This window comes from Streptomyces sp. NPDC058773, from assembly GCF_042746015.1.
GTDB lineage: Bacteria > Actinomycetota > Actinomycetes > Streptomycetales > Streptomycetaceae > Streptomyces.
In genome coordinates this window covers 89373-102190 of the sequence record NZ_JBHYPE010000005.1, presented here as the reverse complement: position 1 = coordinate 102190, position 12818 = coordinate 89373, and the positions used below count along the sequence as shown (strand labels likewise).

The following is a 12818-nucleotide window of genomic DNA, read 5'->3' as shown; positions in this document are numbered from 1 at the left end:
GGCGCTCCGCTCAGCGCGGCGTCGTCGTGGTGACGCGTTCGGCTGAGGGGCGTGGGTAGAAGGGTGCAGTGCGGCAGCAGTGTCTCCATCAGAGGAGCCAGCCCGAGTCGCGGCCAGCGCAAGGCCCCCGGTTCTCTCGCCCCGTGGCAGCCCTACCCCGTCACCCCGCCTCACGCCACCGAGTCGCCGCCACGTGCACCAACTTGGCCACCTCGCGCGCAGTCGCGGGTGACAGCTCCAGCCGTACCACCCCGGAACCGTCTGTGGTCGTGCTGGCCCGAAGCTTCGCTCGCGCCACATCCACACCAGCCTCAGTCAGCGCGTCGCCCAACTCCCCCGCCGCCTGCGACGCTTCACGCCAGCCGGTCACGTAGTCCACCCCACGCACCCACAGCACCGCGTCAGGGTCGAACTGCGCACCCTCGAACTCCGCATCCCCCGGGTTGTCCATTCGCTTTAAGTCCCTTCGCTGTTCGCTGGCAGAAGACCGACCACCAACGCCCGTGGGGTGAACGCATGGCGACGGCCCCGGTAGCATCGGCACCGGGGTCCTGAACAGGGACTCCACGCCGGACCACCCCCGCCGGCCAAGGTTCGAGGGGTGGTCCGGTCACAGATCTACGAGCCCGGCCGCGACGCGCCGGACAGAGCGCGCGTGCTCACTCCCGCAATGCCTTCGGAACGGCGTGGAAGAAGCAGGTGTGCACGGCGCGGAACAGTTTGTGGTGGGTGCGCCCGGCGTGCTTAAGCGCCCAGTCCTGCGGGTCGCCCGGCTCCTCCGCCACCTCCGAGGTTTCGTCACACGACACGCACTCCATCTCGTACATGGGCACGCTGTGGGACGTCTCCAGCTTCAGCACCCAGTCCGCGAAGCGCCAGATCTTGGTGAGCGCCATTACCGCCGCCTCCGTCCGTCACGACACACGGCCAGTTCTTCCCTGGCATCGAAACGGAGCGACGGCCCGTCCTTGAAACTCAGCACCACCGCAGGACGCCCCGACGCACGAAGGCCGGAACGGACGCCCCTGACCTCTCGCCACCGACCGCCGACGCGCACCATGTCGCCATCCCGCACCCTCAGCACCGACAACCGCGCCATCACGCCTCACCTCCGCCGCGGGCCGCGACAACGGCCCATACTGCTTTCCCGATGCCGCCATCCCGCACTTCCGTGCCCCAGCAAGCAGCCAGCTCGGCGACGATCGTCAGGCCCCGGCCGCCGCAGTCGTCGGGCATACGCGGTTGCGGCCAGTTCTCGGCAGCGTCATGCACCTCGATACGAACGCCTTGTGGCTCCCGGGAAAACCGCGTCTCGATCTCCCGACCGCGGGAGACACATGCATGGCGCACGGCATTGGTCAGCAGCTCGGACAGCACCAAGAGGGCATCGTCGGTAACGATGGCCAGGCCCCAACGAGCCAGCAGTTTGCGCAACTCAGCCCGTGCCAGTGCGACGCAGCGCGGATGCCGAGCCCAGCGGCTCACCACCGGCCGGCTCCCGGCGCAAGTTGTGCTGCTTCGGGCGACCGTCACCCCGCGATTCACCGTCGCTCACCGCCTTCCAGACGCCAACGGGACATCGAATGGCGTGACGGTAAGCCCTCAAACAGGAGCGGACCCGGAAGGAAATTCCGGGTCCGTGATTCTTCTTCGGTGTCGCGCTACGCGATCGCCCCGAGGGCGACGGCGAGTTGCTGCGCATCCCGTCGCCGGGTGCGCTTGCGCAGCCTACGCGCCAGGTCCCGCGCGAACTCATGGGCCCTCATCTGCTCCGGAGCAGTGGCGTATGCGCGCTTCAGATTGTCCACCGCGTCATCGGTCTGGCCAGCTTCCCCGTAGGCACGAGCGACGTCCAGTCGTAGCCGAGCCCGCCGCTCCTTGGGAAGACCGACCGCCCGCACTGTGGGCGCTATGTCCACGGCCAGTTGTACGTCCTGGAACTCAAGAGCGGTCGCCAGCCGATGAATCCCCACGTTCGCAGGGCCGAAGGCAGTCCACATCTCATTCGCGTCAGTGCCCAGCCGGTCGGCCGCCTCCTGAGCCTTGCCGATCATGTAGTCGGTCATCGACCGATTCCCCATCCGGGCGGCAGCAATGGAGCCGTTGAGGAATAGTGAGCCGTACAACGACAACGCCGTCGGCGAGGACTTCCACCAGTGCTGCTCCAGGTCGTCAGTACTGTCCAGAGTGCTGTTCACCGCTTCCGCCGCCATGCTCGCCCCGAGCTGGACGTGGGCGATTGCCCTCCTCAGAGACAAGAGGACTGCGGGATCGCCCGACTCAAGCGCCGCGATTTCACCTTGATCCGCAGCCGTCCACGCCAAGTTGGTCTCGCCCAGCTTCCTCAGTACCGCCGTCGCCACATGGCACGTCAGCGCGAACAGTCGAAGCGCTTGAACGCGTTCGTTCCCAGACCCCCGCTCATTCATCGCGAGCCGCGCATCAGCCAGCAATCCGGGCAGCCGCTCGGCCAGCGCGGCGAATTCCCCGGCCTGATACCGCTCCCATGCGTCTGCGACCTCCACCGCCAGCCGTTCCAGCCGCATCGGTTCCCGGTCGGCGACCAGCGACCCGGCCAATCGCCGGGACTGCATCAGCGCGGCTCGTATGGCGGGCACGCTGCCGGCGAACCCGTCGTGGTCCTCCAGCAGCACTGGCACACCTTGCAGATCTTCGATGGGAACGCGCAGTGCATCGGCCAGATCAGCCAGCATCTTTACGTTGTTCACGGGAATCCGGCCGGACTCGACCCGGTACACCCAGTCTTCGGATCGCCTCACCAGTTCGCCGAGTTGCAGCTGACTCTGCCCCCGACGCTTGCGGTAGAACTTCACGCGTTTGCCGAACTCAAGATGGTCAGTCATGCCGCGCATGGCTGCGCTCCCCTCACTCTGCCCAACCGAGTGTCACACGTTGTGCACAACGAATGACAGAGGTCAAGGCATCTCTCGACCGCCAGACGACGGCCGATAGGGTCGGCGACATGGCCGAGAACGAGCAGGAACAGCGCATGGCAACCCCTCGGATGGCAGCGGGCGCGCTGTTCTTCGACGGCCAGGACCAGGTCCTGTTGGTCAAGCCGTCGTACAAGCCGAAGTGGGAGATTCCAGGCGGGTACATCGAGCACGGCGAGTCCCCGCTGGCCGCCTGCCGTCGTGAGGTCAAGGAAGAGCTGGGCATCAGTCCCGGCATCGGCCCGTTGCTGGTAGTCGACTGGGCGCCGAGCGATGCCGAGGGTGACAAGGTTCTGTACGTCTTCAACGGCGGCCAGCTCCTCGCAGACGAGGCGGCCGCGATCACCCTTGCACCTGACGAACTGCTGGCCGCTGAGTTCCACCCGGCCGAAGAGCTCGACGACCTCTTGATCCCTCGTCTCGCCCGCCGAGTGAAGGCAGCGATCGCAGCGCGTGCGCAGGCACACCCGCAGTACCTTGAGCACGGCCAGCTCCCCGCGAGCTGAGGGCGACCGCTGGCGTCACGTGACCGGGCAGCGAGTGGCCGCGCCCACAGGGATGCGAGACATTCGAGATGGGGGTCACCGCCCGCAACGGTTTACCGGTGTGGGTGCGTCTAGCAGGGCAGATCGTTTCTCCGATGTGCCCGTGGAAGGCTGCCGATCATGAAAACCGTCCTCAACGTCATCTGGCTGGTCCTCAGCGGCTTCTGGCTGGCGCTCGGCTACGTCCTCGCGGGCATCATCTGCTGCGTCTTGATCATTACCATTCCATTTGGCATTGCCAGCTTTCGCATCGCGGGCTACGCGCTGTGGCCGTTCGGTCGGACGACCGTGGAGCGCCGCGATGCTGGCGCCGGCTCGTTGATCGGCAACGTGATCTGGATCATCTTCGCGGGCTGGTGGCTGGCTCTCGGGCACATCGTCACGGGCCTCGTCCTGTGCGTGACGATCATCGGCATCCCCTTCGGCATCGCCAACTTCAAGATGATCCCGGTCTCCCTGATGCCGCTGGGCCGCGACATCGTCCCGACGGACGAGCCCTTCGCGACCCGCTGAATGGGTGAGGGTGGGTGCCCGGTGCACCCGCCCTCACTGGCAAATCCCCTGGTCAGACCGTGACGGAGAACCGGATCGGCTTTGTTACGCGATCCTGCCCGTCAGAGAAGCATCCCGTTCGGCATCGCGTCCTTCCGGATCGCCGGCTACGCCCTGTGGCCCTTCGGCCGGACCACCGTCGTGCGCCAGGACGCCGGCGCGGGTTCGATGATCGGCAATGTCATCTGGATCATCTTCGCGGGCTGGTGGCTGGCCCTCGGGCACATCATCACCGGCATCGCCCTGTGCGTGACGCTCATCGGCATCCCCTTCGGCATCGCCAACTTCAAGATGATCCCGATCTCCCTCATGCCCCTGGGCCGCGACATCGTCCCCACGGACGAGCCTTTCGCGACGCGCTGACCGCCCGCCGCACCCGGCCCCGCCTCAGCCCCGTCGACGAGCCCCCGGGCCGCTTCGTGCCACGACCCGGCAAGCTCAGCCACGATTGAGGTCAAGCCTCCTACCGGGACGCCCACTTCGCCGCCCGGCACACAGGTGGGGCGGCACGCCGAAGCGCGCCGCCCCATCCTGTGGCACCCGGAAACCGGGCTCCTAGCGGTAGTTCACGAACTGCAGCGCGAAGTCCAGATCCTTGCCCTTCAGCAGCTGCTGCACGGCCTGCAGGTCGTCCCGGCTCTTCGAGCTGACCCGCAGCTCGTCGCCCTGCACCTGCGCCTTGACGCCCTTCGGGCCCTCATCGCGGATGATCTTGGCGACCTTCTTGGCGTTCTCCTGCGAGATCCCCTCCTCGATCGAGGCGAAGATCTTGTACTCCTTGCCCGAGGCCTGCGGCTCGCCGGCGTCCAGCGCCTTCAGGGAGATCCCGCGCTTGACCAGCTTGGACTGGAAGATGTCGAGTACCGCCTTCACCCGCTCCTCGGCGTTGGCCCGCATCTCGATCTTCTCGCCCGACCACTCGATCGACGCGCCCACGCCCTTGAAGTCGTAGCGCTGCGAGATCTCCTTGGCGGCCTGGTTGAGCGCGTTGTCGACCTCCTGCCGCTCTACCTTCGAGACGATGTCGAAACTGGAGTCGGCCATGTTGAGTTGGCTCCTCGTACGTAGATCCATCAGGGGTGCGGCCCGTCCCCGGACCGCCTGCCAAGCCTAGCCACCCGGCCAAGATCCAGCGCTCACGAATCGAGTGGCGAACCACCCCCAGCCATCGGGTATGGTTTACGTCGTTGCCACGGAGCACCGCCCCAGAGCGGATCTCCCGGCAGCAAACCTTGGCGGTGTGCCCGAGCGGCCAAAGGGAGCAGACTGTAAATCTGCCGGCTCAGCCTTCCCAGGTTCGAATCCTGGCGCCGCCACAGGAGTACAAGGGCCCCTGGTCTGCGATTTCCGCAGACCAGGGGCCCTTTGTCATGCGCTTTCGCCTCGACCGCGCGGCCGCGAGCGGAACCCGCGGCCCACGCCGTCGCCCCGGGGCGCAGCCACGGCCGGAGAGGCCCGGAGCGCCGCGCCCTCAGCGCCCCGCCACCGCCCGCACCGCCTCCTTCACGGGCACGTCCCCGCCGATCAGCTCCAGCGTCCGGCCGATGGTGCCCGGCTCGTCGAGCAGCTCCGCCAGGACGGCCGCCACATCGTCCCGGGTCACCTCGCTGCGGCCGGTCGCGTCGGCCAGCGCCACCAGGTCCGTACCGGGGTCGTTGGTCAGCCGGCCCGGCCGCAGGATCGTCCAGTCCAGCCCGGCACGGGCCCGTACGTCCGCGTCCGCGGCGCCCTTGGCCCGCAGGTACGCGGCGAAGACCGGGTCGGTGCCCTCGGGCGGCTCGCGGTCCGCGCCCATGGACGAGATGACCAGGAAGCGCCGCACCCCGGCCGCCTCGGCCGCGTCGGCGAAGACCGCCGCCGCGCCGCGGTCCACGGTGTCCTTGCGTTCGATGCCACTGCCCGGCCCGGCGCCCGCCGCGAAGACGGCCGCGTCGGCGCCGTCCATGTGCCGGGCGACATCCTCCACCGACGCCGACTCCAGGTCGCAGACCACCGGTTCGGCCCCCGCGGCCAGCACGTCACCGGCCTGTTCCGGCCGGCGGATGATGCCCGCGACCTCGTCCCCGCGCTTGGCGAGCAACCGCTCCAGCCGCAGCGCGATCTGACCATGTCCACCTGCGATGACAATGCGCATGATCCCGACCGTACGCCGAAGCACCGCCGCGGAGCACGGGACCGGCCGGGGAGGGCGGCCCTTCTCCCCGCCGCGGCTCAGCGCTGCGACTGCCGCGGCAGCTCCAGCGCCACGTCCGCCGCCGAGTCGCAGTACTCCCGCACCGCGCTGGTCCGGGCGACCACCCGCCCGCGGTGGATCACGATCCGGCTGTACGCGAGCGAGAGCACCCCCGCGATCCGCTCCCCACGCACCGCCAGCAGCTCCGCGGGGAACCCCGCCTCGACCCGTACCTCCGGCAGCCCCAGCGTCGCCCGCGCCGCCGAACTCACCGTCCCGTAGGCCGCCTCCGGCGTGGCCTCTCCGAGGGAGGCCAGCAAATACGCGGCCTCCAACGGGTCGCCGCGTCCCACCGGGTTCGCCACGTCCCGCAGCGCCCCGCTGCCCGCCGCCACCCGGACCCCGGCCGCCCGCAGCAGCCGTACGGGCGCCGGGCGCGACACCCGCGAGCCGTACCGCTCCAGGCCCGTGCAGTCGCCCTGCGGCAGACAGACCACCGCGACCCCGGCCGCCGCCAGCTGCTCGGCGACCCGCGCCGCCACGCTCCGCGGCATCCGCGCCATCCCGGCGCACGGCCCGAGCGCGACGCCCGGCCGCAGCCCGCCGGACATCGCCGCGACCCGCGCCAGCCGCGCCGGATCGTCGCCGTCGGTGTGCAGATCCACCGGACAGCCGTGCTCCCCGGCCAGCTCCAGCACCGTCTCGACGTACCCGGCCGGATCGGGGTCGAGGTCCGGGCAGCCGCCGATGACCGAGGCGCCCATCTTCACCGCGTCCCGCAGCATCGCCAGCCCGTCCGCCCCGGCCACCCCGGTCAGCACCCGCGGCACCGCGACCGCCGCCAGGTCGGCCAGCCCGCGCAGCGACCGGCGGGCCTGCAGGACCGCCTCCAGCGAGCGCAGTCCCTGGACGTCACCGATCCGTACGTGGCTGCGCGAGGCGGTGGCGCCGTGCCCCAACTGGAGCAGCGCGGCCTCGGTCGTCCGCCGCTGGACGTCTTCGGGCGAACTGGAGGCGGGCCCGTCGGAGTCGGCCGTCAGGGCGGTGTCGCAGTGCGCGTGGGGTTCGGCGGGGGCGGGGAGCAGGAGGTAGCCGGCGAGGTCGACACGGGCGCCCTGCGGGGCGAGGCTGCCGGCCGTCCCGACGGCCTCGATGCGTCCGCCGCCGAGCCGCACGTCCACCGTCCGCCCGTCGGCGAGCCGGGCGCCGCACAGCACCAGCGCCCCGCTCTCCGGCCTGGCGAACCGGCCGGGCCCGCCGGGTTTTCCCGGCTGCGGCTGCGGCGAACTGCTGTCGGACATCGCGCTCCTCGAAGGCACCCGGCGTGCAAGATCACGCAGCGATCTTCCGAGCCTAGGCCGCTGCCGGGAGAGCGTTGCGCAGGCGCGAAATAGTCGTACCGGTGTGGTGCGCGAGGCCGCCGGGGCACGGCCCGGATACGGATTTCACGTTTGGCGGCGGGCCGTGTAATGTCTTCATCGCTCGCCCCAATAGCTCAGTCGGCAGAGCGTCTCCATGGTAAGGAGAAGGTCTACGGTTCGATTCCGTATTGGGGCTCTGATGTGTGAGGTTCCCGCCTTCGGGCGGGGTCCCCTCGCATCACAGCGGTGTAGCTCAGTCGGTAGAGCAAGCGGCTCATAATCGCTGTGTCACCGGTTCAAGTCCGGTCACCGCTACTGACAGTAGCCGATTGTGGGGTCGGTCCTCCGATCGGCTACTCTTCTATGCGTTAATCCGACCATCCGTCCGTCAAGGAGCACTCACGTGGCTGCCACCGACGTCCGCCCGAAGATCACGCTGGCCTGCGTGGAGTGCAAGGAGCGGAACTACATCACCAAGAAGAACCGGCGTAACGACCCGGACCGTCTTGAGATGAAGAAGCACTGCCCCCGTTGCAACTCGCACACCGCGCACCGCGAGACGCGATAACACAGGCTCGACCGTGAGGCCGTCCCCATTCGTGGGGGCGGCCTCACGGCGTTGTCACCATCAGTACAGGGAGGTTGCGAGCCCATGGCGCTCGACCAGTCTTTTGTCGGACGCACGTACCCGCCCACCGACCCGTACGAGGTCGGCCGGGAAAAGATCCGCGAATTCGCCGAGTCGATCGGTGACCCCAACCCCGCTTATACGGACGCCGAAGCGGCCAAGGCACTCGGGTACTCCGATGTGATCGCCCCGCCGACTTTTGTGTTCGCCATCACTTTCAAGGCCGCGGGACAGGTCATCGAGGACCCCCAACTCGGCCTGGATTACAGCCGGGTGGTGCACGGTGACCAGAAGTTCGCCTACACCCGGCCGGTCCGCAGCGGCGACCGGCTGTCGGTGACCTCCACCATCGAGGCCGTCAAGACCATGGCCGGCAACGACATCATCGACATCCGCGGCGAGGTGCACGACGAGGCGGGCGAGCACGTCGTGACCGCCTTCACCAAGCTGGTGTCCCGCGCCGCGAAGGAGGCCTGAGATGACCGCCAAGATTTCCTACGACGACGTCGAGGTCGGCACGGAACTCCCGGCGCAGTCCTTCCCCGTGAGCCGCGCCACGCTCGTGCGGTACGCGGGTGCCTCCGGTGACTTCAACCCGATCCACTGGAACGAGAAGTTCGCCAAGGAGGTCGGGCTGCCGGACGTCATCGCGCACGGCATGTTCACGATGGCCGAGGCGATCCGGGTGGTCACCGACTGGGCCGGCGACCCGGGCGCGGTCGCGGAGTACGGGGTGCGCTTCACCAAGCCCGTCGTCGTCCCCAACGACGACACCGGCGCCCTGATCGAGGTCAGCGCCAAAGTCGCCGCCAAGCTGGACGACGACGACCGTACGGTCCGCGTCGACCTCACCGCGATGAGCGCCGGCCAGAAGGTGCTGGGCATGTCCCGCGCCGTGGTCCGCCTGGCCTGAGCCGGGCCCGACGGGGGCGTCCGGCCGAGAGCCGCCGGACCGCCCCCGTACCCTGGGGCGCGTGCAGGAACTCCACGACGCCCCCCTCGCCCCGCTGACCACCTTCCGCCTCGGCGGCCCGGCCACCCGCCTCGTCACGGCCACGACCGACGACGAGGTGATCGCGGCCGTCCGCGCGGCCGATGACTCCGGGACCCCGCTGCTGATCATCGGCGGCGGCAGCAACCTCGTCATCGGCGACAAGGGCTTCGACGGCACGGCCCTGCGCATCGCCACCCGCGGCTTCGCGCTCGACGGCACGGCCCTCACCCTCGCCGCGGGCGAGAACTGGTCCGATGCGGTCGCCCGCACGGTCGAGGCGGGGCTGGCCGGTGTCGAGTGCCTGGCCGGCATCCCCGGCTCCGCGGGCGCCACCCCGATCCAGAACGTGGGCGCGTACGGCCAGGAGGTCGCCACCACGATCACCGAGGTCGTCGCCTACGACCGCCGCCGCGGCGAGACCGTCACGATCCCGAACGCGGAGTGCGGCTTCTCGTACCGCCACAGCCGCTTCAAGGAGCACCCCGACCGGTTCGTGGTGCTGCGGGTGCGCTTCGCCCTGGAGGACGCCGGAGGCCTCTCCGCGCCCCTGAAGTACCCCGAGACCGCCCGGGCCCTCGGCGTGGAGGCCGGGGACCGGGTCCCGGCCGCCGTCGCCCGGGAGACCGTGCTGGCGCTGCGCGCGGGCAAGGGCATGGTGCTGGACCCCGAGGACCACGACACCTGGTCGGCCGGCTCGTTCTTCACCAACCCGATCCTCACCGAGGCCGAGCACGCCGCCTTCCTCGGCCGCGTCCGGGACCGCCTCGGCACCGACACCGCCCCGCCCGCCTTCCCGGCCGGCGACGGCCTGGTGAAGACCTCGGCGGCCTGGCTGATCGACCGGGCCGGCTTCACCAAGGGCTACGGCAGCGGCCCCGCCCGCATCTCCACCAAGCACACCCTCGCGCTCACCAACCGCGGCGCGGCCACCACCGAGGACCTGCTCGCCCTGGCCCGCGAGGTCCGCGACGGGGTGCACGCGGCCTTCGGCGTCACGCTCGTCAACGAACCGGTCACGGTCGGCGTCAGCCTCTGAGACGCCTCGCCCCACCGCGCGCCGACCGGCCCCTCAGCCGGCCAGCCAGGCGTCGATCTCCGTCAGCAGCCGCCGCTGCTCGTCCTGCGGGGCGCGCGAGCCGCGGACCGACTGCCGGGCCAGTTCGGCCAGTTCGTCGTCGCTGAAGCCGTGCGCGGTGCGGGCGATCTCGTACTGCGCGGCCAGCCGCGCGCCGAACAACAGCGGGTCGTCCGCGCCCAGCGCCATCGGCACGCCCGCGTCGAAGAGCGCCCGCAGCGGCACGTCCTCCGGCTTCTCGTAGACCCCCAGCGCCACATTCGACGCGGGGCACACCTCGCAGGTCACCCCGCGCGAGGCCAGCCGGCGCAGCAGCACGGGGTCCTCCGCGGCCCGTACGCCGTGCCCCACCCGGCCGGCGTGCAGATCGTCCAGGCAGTCCCGGACGCTGGCCGGCCCCGACAGCTCCCCGCCGTGCGGCGCCGCCAGCAGGCCGCCCTCCCGGGCGATGGCGAAGGCACGGTCGAAGTCCCGGGCGAAACCCCGGCGTTCGTCATTGGAGAGCCCGAAGCCGATCACGCCGTGGTCGGCGTAGCGCACCGCGAGACGCGCCAGCGTACGGGCGTCCAGGGGGTGCTTCATACGGTTCGCGGCCACCAGGACACGGATGCCGAGACCGGTGTCGCGGGAGGCGCTGTGCACCGCGTCCAGGATGATCTCCAGGGCCGGGATGAGCCCGCCCAGCCGCGGCGCGTACGAGGTCGGGTCGACCTGGATCTCCAGCCAGCGGGAACCGTCGCGGAGGTCCTCCTCGGCGGCCTCGCGCACCAGCCGCTGGATGTCCTCCGGCGTCCGCAGGCACGACCGCGCGATGTCGTACAGCCGCTGGAAGCGGAACCAGCCGCGCTCGTCCGTGGCCCGCAGCCGGGGCGGCTCACCGCTCCGCAGCGCCTCCGGCAGATGGACGCCGTACTTGTCGGCCAGGTCCAGCAGGGTCGCGGACCGCATCGACCCGGTGAAGTGCAGATGCAGATGGGCCTTCGGCAGTCGGCGCAGATCTCGAACAGCGGCTTCGCCGCGGGCACGAACGCTCTCCATCCGAAGATCTTGCCGTATCGGAGCGGACGCCGGTAGGGCCTTTCCCGAAGGGGCGTCCGGGGGAATGCCCGTACGGGCCCCGGAACCGCTTCCGGGGCCCGTACGGGCGCGACCTGAGGGCCTGGGCCTACTTGGCCTCCGCCAGCAGCTTCTGGATCCGCGACACGCCCTCGACCAGGTCCTCGTCGCCCAGCGCGTACGACAGCCGCAGATAGCCGGGCGTGCCGAAGGCCTCACCCGGGACGACGGCGACCTCCGCCTCCTCCAGGATCAGCTCGGCCAGCTCGACGCTGGACTGCGGGCGCTTGCCGCGGATCTCCTTGCCCAGGAGCTCCTTCACCGACGGGTAGGCGTAGAACGCGCCCTCCGGCTCCGGGCACAGCACCCCGTCGATCTCGTTGAGCATCCGCACGATCGTCTTGCGGCGCCGGTCGAAGGCGACCTTCATCTCCTCGACGGCCGTCAGATCGCCGGAGACCGCCGCGAGGGCCGCGGCCTGCGCGACGTTGGAGACGTTGGACGTGGCGTGCGACTGGAGGTTCGTGGCGGCCTTGATGACGTCCTTGGGGCCGATCGCCCAGCCCACCCGCCAGCCGGTCATCGCGTACGTCTTCGCCACGCCGTTGACCACGATGCACTTGTCGCGCAGCTCGGGCACCACCACCGGCAGCGACGAGAACGCGGCCTCGCCGTAGACCAGGTGCTCGTAGATCTCGTCGGTCAGCACCCACAGCCCGTGCTCGGCGGCCCAGCGGCCGACCGCCTCGACCTGCTCGCGGGTGTACACCGCGCCGGTCGGGTTCGACGGCGAGACGAACAGCAGCACCTTGGTGCGGTCCGTACGGGCCGCCTCCAGCTGCTCCACCGTCACGCGGTAGCCGGTGGTCTCGTCCGCGACCACATCGACCGGCACACCGCCGGCCAGACGGATCGACTCGGGGTAGGTGGTCCAGTACGGCGCCGGGACGATGACCTCGTCGCCCGGGTCGAGGACCGCTGCGAACGCCTCGTAGATCGCCTGCTTGCCGCCGTTCGTCACCAGGACGTTCGCGGCCTCGATCTCGTAGCCGGAGTCACGCAGCGTCTTCGCGGCGATCGCGGTCTTCAGCTCGGGGAGGCCGCCGGCCGGGGTGTAGCGGTGGAACTTCGGGTTGCGGCAGGCCTCGGTCGCCGCCTCGACGATGTAGTCGGGCGTGGGGAAGTCGGGCTCACCGGCGCCGAAGCCGATCACCGGGCGCCCGGCGGCCTTGAGGGCCTTCGCCTTGGCGTCCACGGCGAGGGTCGCGGACTCGGAGATCGCACCGACGCGGGCCGATACCCGGCGGTCACGGGGGGACGAAGCGGGAGGAGTGGCAGCGCTCATACCTGCATCGTCCCAGACCCCCGAGGACCCCGGCACATTGCTCGGCGGGCACCACCCGGGACGTTTCTGTTCGACGCCTGGCTCCGAAGCACGTACACTCGCTGATCGTTGGCTTCCGACAGGTCGCCGCGGTCA

The 12818-nt window shown here is 70.1% G+C and carries 16 protein-coding genes and 3 tRNA genes; 10 read left to right on the top strand and 9 right to left on the bottom strand.

The window, feature by feature from the left end:
- Positions 1–160: 160 nt before the first annotated feature.
- From ACFW5B_RS06655 to ACFW5B_RS06640, 4 genes are all read right to left on the bottom strand, one after another.
- Positions 161–451, bottom strand: coding sequence for a hypothetical protein (locus ACFW5B_RS06655; RefSeq protein ID WP_386434202.1), 291 nt, complete (start codon positions 449–451; stop codon positions 161–163).
- Positions 452–659: 208 nt separating this feature from the next.
- Positions 660–896, bottom strand: coding sequence for a hypothetical protein (locus ACFW5B_RS06650; RefSeq protein WP_386434200.1), 237 nt, complete (start codon positions 894–896; stop codon positions 660–662).
- A gap of 202 nt (positions 897–1098) precedes the next feature.
- The gene (locus ACFW5B_RS06645) at positions 1099–1488 is read right to left on the bottom strand and encodes an ATP-binding protein (RefSeq protein WP_386434197.1); all 390 of its coding nucleotides are present in this window, start codon (positions 1486–1488) and stop codon (positions 1099–1101) included.
- 173 nt (positions 1489–1661) lie between these two features.
- Positions 1662–2873 carry a helix-turn-helix domain-containing protein gene (locus ACFW5B_RS06640; RefSeq protein WP_386434195.1) on the bottom strand — a complete coding sequence of 404 codons (1212 nt, stop codon included), beginning with the start codon at positions 2871–2873 and terminating at the stop codon, positions 1662–1664.
- Positions 2874–2983: 110 nt separating this feature from the next.
- Here ACFW5B_RS06640 and ACFW5B_RS06635 point away from each other — a divergent pair, with 110 nt between their 5' ends.
- From ACFW5B_RS06635 to ACFW5B_RS06625, 3 genes are all read left to right on the top strand, one after another.
- Positions 2984–3460: an NUDIX domain-containing protein gene (locus ACFW5B_RS06635; RefSeq protein WP_386434193.1), complete on the top strand. Its 477-nt coding sequence runs from the start codon at positions 2984–2986 to the stop codon at positions 3458–3460.
- A gap of 159 nt (positions 3461–3619) precedes the next feature.
- Entirely contained in the window at positions 3620–4012 is a 393-nt protein-coding gene (locus ACFW5B_RS06630) for a YccF domain-containing protein (protein ID WP_386434192.1), read from the top strand.
- Positions 4013–4093: 81 nt separating this feature from the next.
- The gene (locus tag ACFW5B_RS06625; protein ID WP_386434189.1) at positions 4094–4414 is read left to right on the top strand and encodes a YccF domain-containing protein; all 321 of its coding nucleotides are present in this window, start codon (positions 4094–4096) and stop codon (positions 4412–4414) included.
- A gap of 192 nt (positions 4415–4606) precedes the next feature.
- Here ACFW5B_RS06625 and ACFW5B_RS06620 read toward each other — a convergent pair whose 3' ends face one another.
- Positions 4607–5095, bottom strand: coding sequence for a YajQ family cyclic di-GMP-binding protein (locus ACFW5B_RS06620; RefSeq protein ID WP_030262720.1), 489 nt, complete (start codon positions 5093–5095; stop codon positions 4607–4609).
- 190 nt (positions 5096–5285) lie between these two features.
- Here ACFW5B_RS06620 and ACFW5B_RS06615 point away from each other — a divergent pair.
- Positions 5286–5367 (top strand) — tRNA-Tyr (locus ACFW5B_RS06615).
- Between the two features lie 155 nt (positions 5368–5522).
- On the opposite strand, the gene ACFW5B_RS06610 is transcribed toward ACFW5B_RS06615, so the two are convergent.
- Together ACFW5B_RS06610 and ACFW5B_RS06605 are read right to left on the bottom strand one after the other, a co-directional pair.
- Positions 5523–6185 (bottom strand): NAD(P)H-binding protein, encoded by a 663-nt coding sequence (locus tag ACFW5B_RS06610; RefSeq protein WP_386434185.1) that lies wholly within the window; start codon positions 6183–6185, stop codon positions 5523–5525.
- Between the two features lie 77 nt (positions 6186–6262).
- A complete protein-coding gene (locus tag ACFW5B_RS06605; RefSeq protein ID WP_386434182.1) occupies positions 6263–7525 on the bottom strand; it encodes an amidohydrolase family protein in 1263 nt (420 codons plus the stop codon).
- 183 nt (positions 7526–7708) lie between these two features.
- On the opposite strand from ACFW5B_RS06605, the gene ACFW5B_RS06600 reads away from it, so the two are divergent.
- The 6 genes from ACFW5B_RS06600 (at position 7709) to ACFW5B_RS06575 (ending at position 10243) form a co-directional block, all read left to right on the top strand.
- A tRNA-Thr gene (locus ACFW5B_RS06600) sits at positions 7709–7781 on the top strand.
- Positions 7782–7827: 46 nt separating this feature from the next.
- Positions 7828–7900 (top strand) — tRNA-Met (locus ACFW5B_RS06595).
- 88 nt (positions 7901–7988) lie between these two features.
- Complete coding sequence (rpmG, locus tag ACFW5B_RS06590) at positions 7989–8153, top strand: 50S ribosomal protein L33 (RefSeq protein ID WP_006604855.1); 165 nt, start codon at positions 7989–7991, stop codon at positions 8151–8153.
- Positions 8154–8237: 84 nt separating this feature from the next.
- The gene (locus ACFW5B_RS06585; RefSeq protein WP_386434178.1) at positions 8238–8690 is read left to right on the top strand and encodes a MaoC family dehydratase N-terminal domain-containing protein; all 453 of its coding nucleotides are present in this window, start codon (positions 8238–8240) and stop codon (positions 8688–8690) included.
- A gap of 1 nt (position 8691) precedes the next feature.
- On the top strand, positions 8692–9126 hold the full coding sequence (locus ACFW5B_RS06580) for a MaoC family dehydratase (protein ID WP_386434175.1): 435 nt from the start codon (positions 8692–8694) through the stop codon (positions 9124–9126).
- 61 nt (positions 9127–9187) lie between these two features.
- Positions 9188–10243, top strand: coding sequence for a UDP-N-acetylmuramate dehydrogenase (locus tag ACFW5B_RS06575; protein WP_386434172.1), 1056 nt, complete (start codon positions 9188–9190; stop codon positions 10241–10243).
- A 33-nt stretch (positions 10244–10276) separates the two neighbouring features.
- Here the strand turns inward: ACFW5B_RS06575 and ACFW5B_RS06570 are convergent, their stop codons facing one another.
- Together ACFW5B_RS06570 and ACFW5B_RS06565 are read right to left on the bottom strand one after the other, a co-directional pair.
- Entirely contained in the window at positions 10277–11320 is a 1044-nt protein-coding gene (locus tag ACFW5B_RS06570) for an adenosine deaminase (protein ID WP_386434170.1), read from the bottom strand.
- A gap of 127 nt (positions 11321–11447) precedes the next feature.
- The gene (locus tag ACFW5B_RS06565; protein ID WP_386434167.1) at positions 11448–12683 is read right to left on the bottom strand and encodes a pyridoxal phosphate-dependent aminotransferase; all 1236 of its coding nucleotides are present in this window, start codon (positions 12681–12683) and stop codon (positions 11448–11450) included.
- Positions 12684–12818 lie beyond the last annotated feature (135 nt).

Excerpts from the sequence above, each read along its gene's own strand:
- ACFW5B_RS06640 (WP_386434195.1), bottom strand. The coding sequence starts at position 2,873 with ATGCGCGGCATGACTGACCATCTTGAGTTCGGCAAACGCGTGAAGTTC.
- ACFW5B_RS06605 (WP_386434182.1), bottom strand. The coding sequence starts at position 7,525 with ATGTCCGACAGCAGTTCGCCGCAGCCGCAGCCGGGAAAACCCGGCGGG.
- ACFW5B_RS06655 (WP_386434202.1), bottom strand. The coding sequence starts at position 451 with ATGGACAACCCGGGGGATGCGGAGTTCGAGGGTGCGCAGTTCGACCCT.
- ACFW5B_RS06630 (WP_386434192.1), top strand. The coding sequence starts at position 3,620 with ATGAAAACCGTCCTCAACGTCATCTGGCTGGTCCTCAGCGGCTTCTGG.
- ACFW5B_RS06610 (WP_386434185.1), bottom strand. The coding sequence starts at position 6,185 with ATGCGCATTGTCATCGCAGGTGGACATGGTCAGATCGCGCTGCGGCTG.
- ACFW5B_RS06570 (WP_386434170.1), bottom strand. The coding sequence starts at position 11,320 with ATGGAGAGCGTTCGTGCCCGCGGCGAAGCCGCTGTTCGAGATCTGCGC.
- ACFW5B_RS06580 (WP_386434175.1), top strand. The coding sequence starts at position 8,692 with ATGACCGCCAAGATTTCCTACGACGACGTCGAGGTCGGCACGGAACTC.
- ACFW5B_RS06620 (WP_030262720.1), bottom strand. The coding sequence starts at position 5,095 with ATGGCCGACTCCAGTTTCGACATCGTCTCGAAGGTAGAGCGGCAGGAG.
- ACFW5B_RS06650 (WP_386434200.1), bottom strand. The coding sequence starts at position 896 with ATGGCGCTCACCAAGATCTGGCGCTTCGCGGACTGGGTGCTGAAGCTG.
- ACFW5B_RS06565 (WP_386434167.1), bottom strand. The coding sequence starts at position 12,683 with ATGAGCGCTGCCACTCCTCCCGCTTCGTCCCCCCGTGACCGCCGGGTA.
- ACFW5B_RS06585 (WP_386434178.1), top strand. The coding sequence starts at position 8,238 with ATGGCGCTCGACCAGTCTTTTGTCGGACGCACGTACCCGCCCACCGAC.
- ACFW5B_RS06635 (WP_386434193.1), top strand. The coding sequence starts at position 2,984 with ATGGCCGAGAACGAGCAGGAACAGCGCATGGCAACCCCTCGGATGGCA.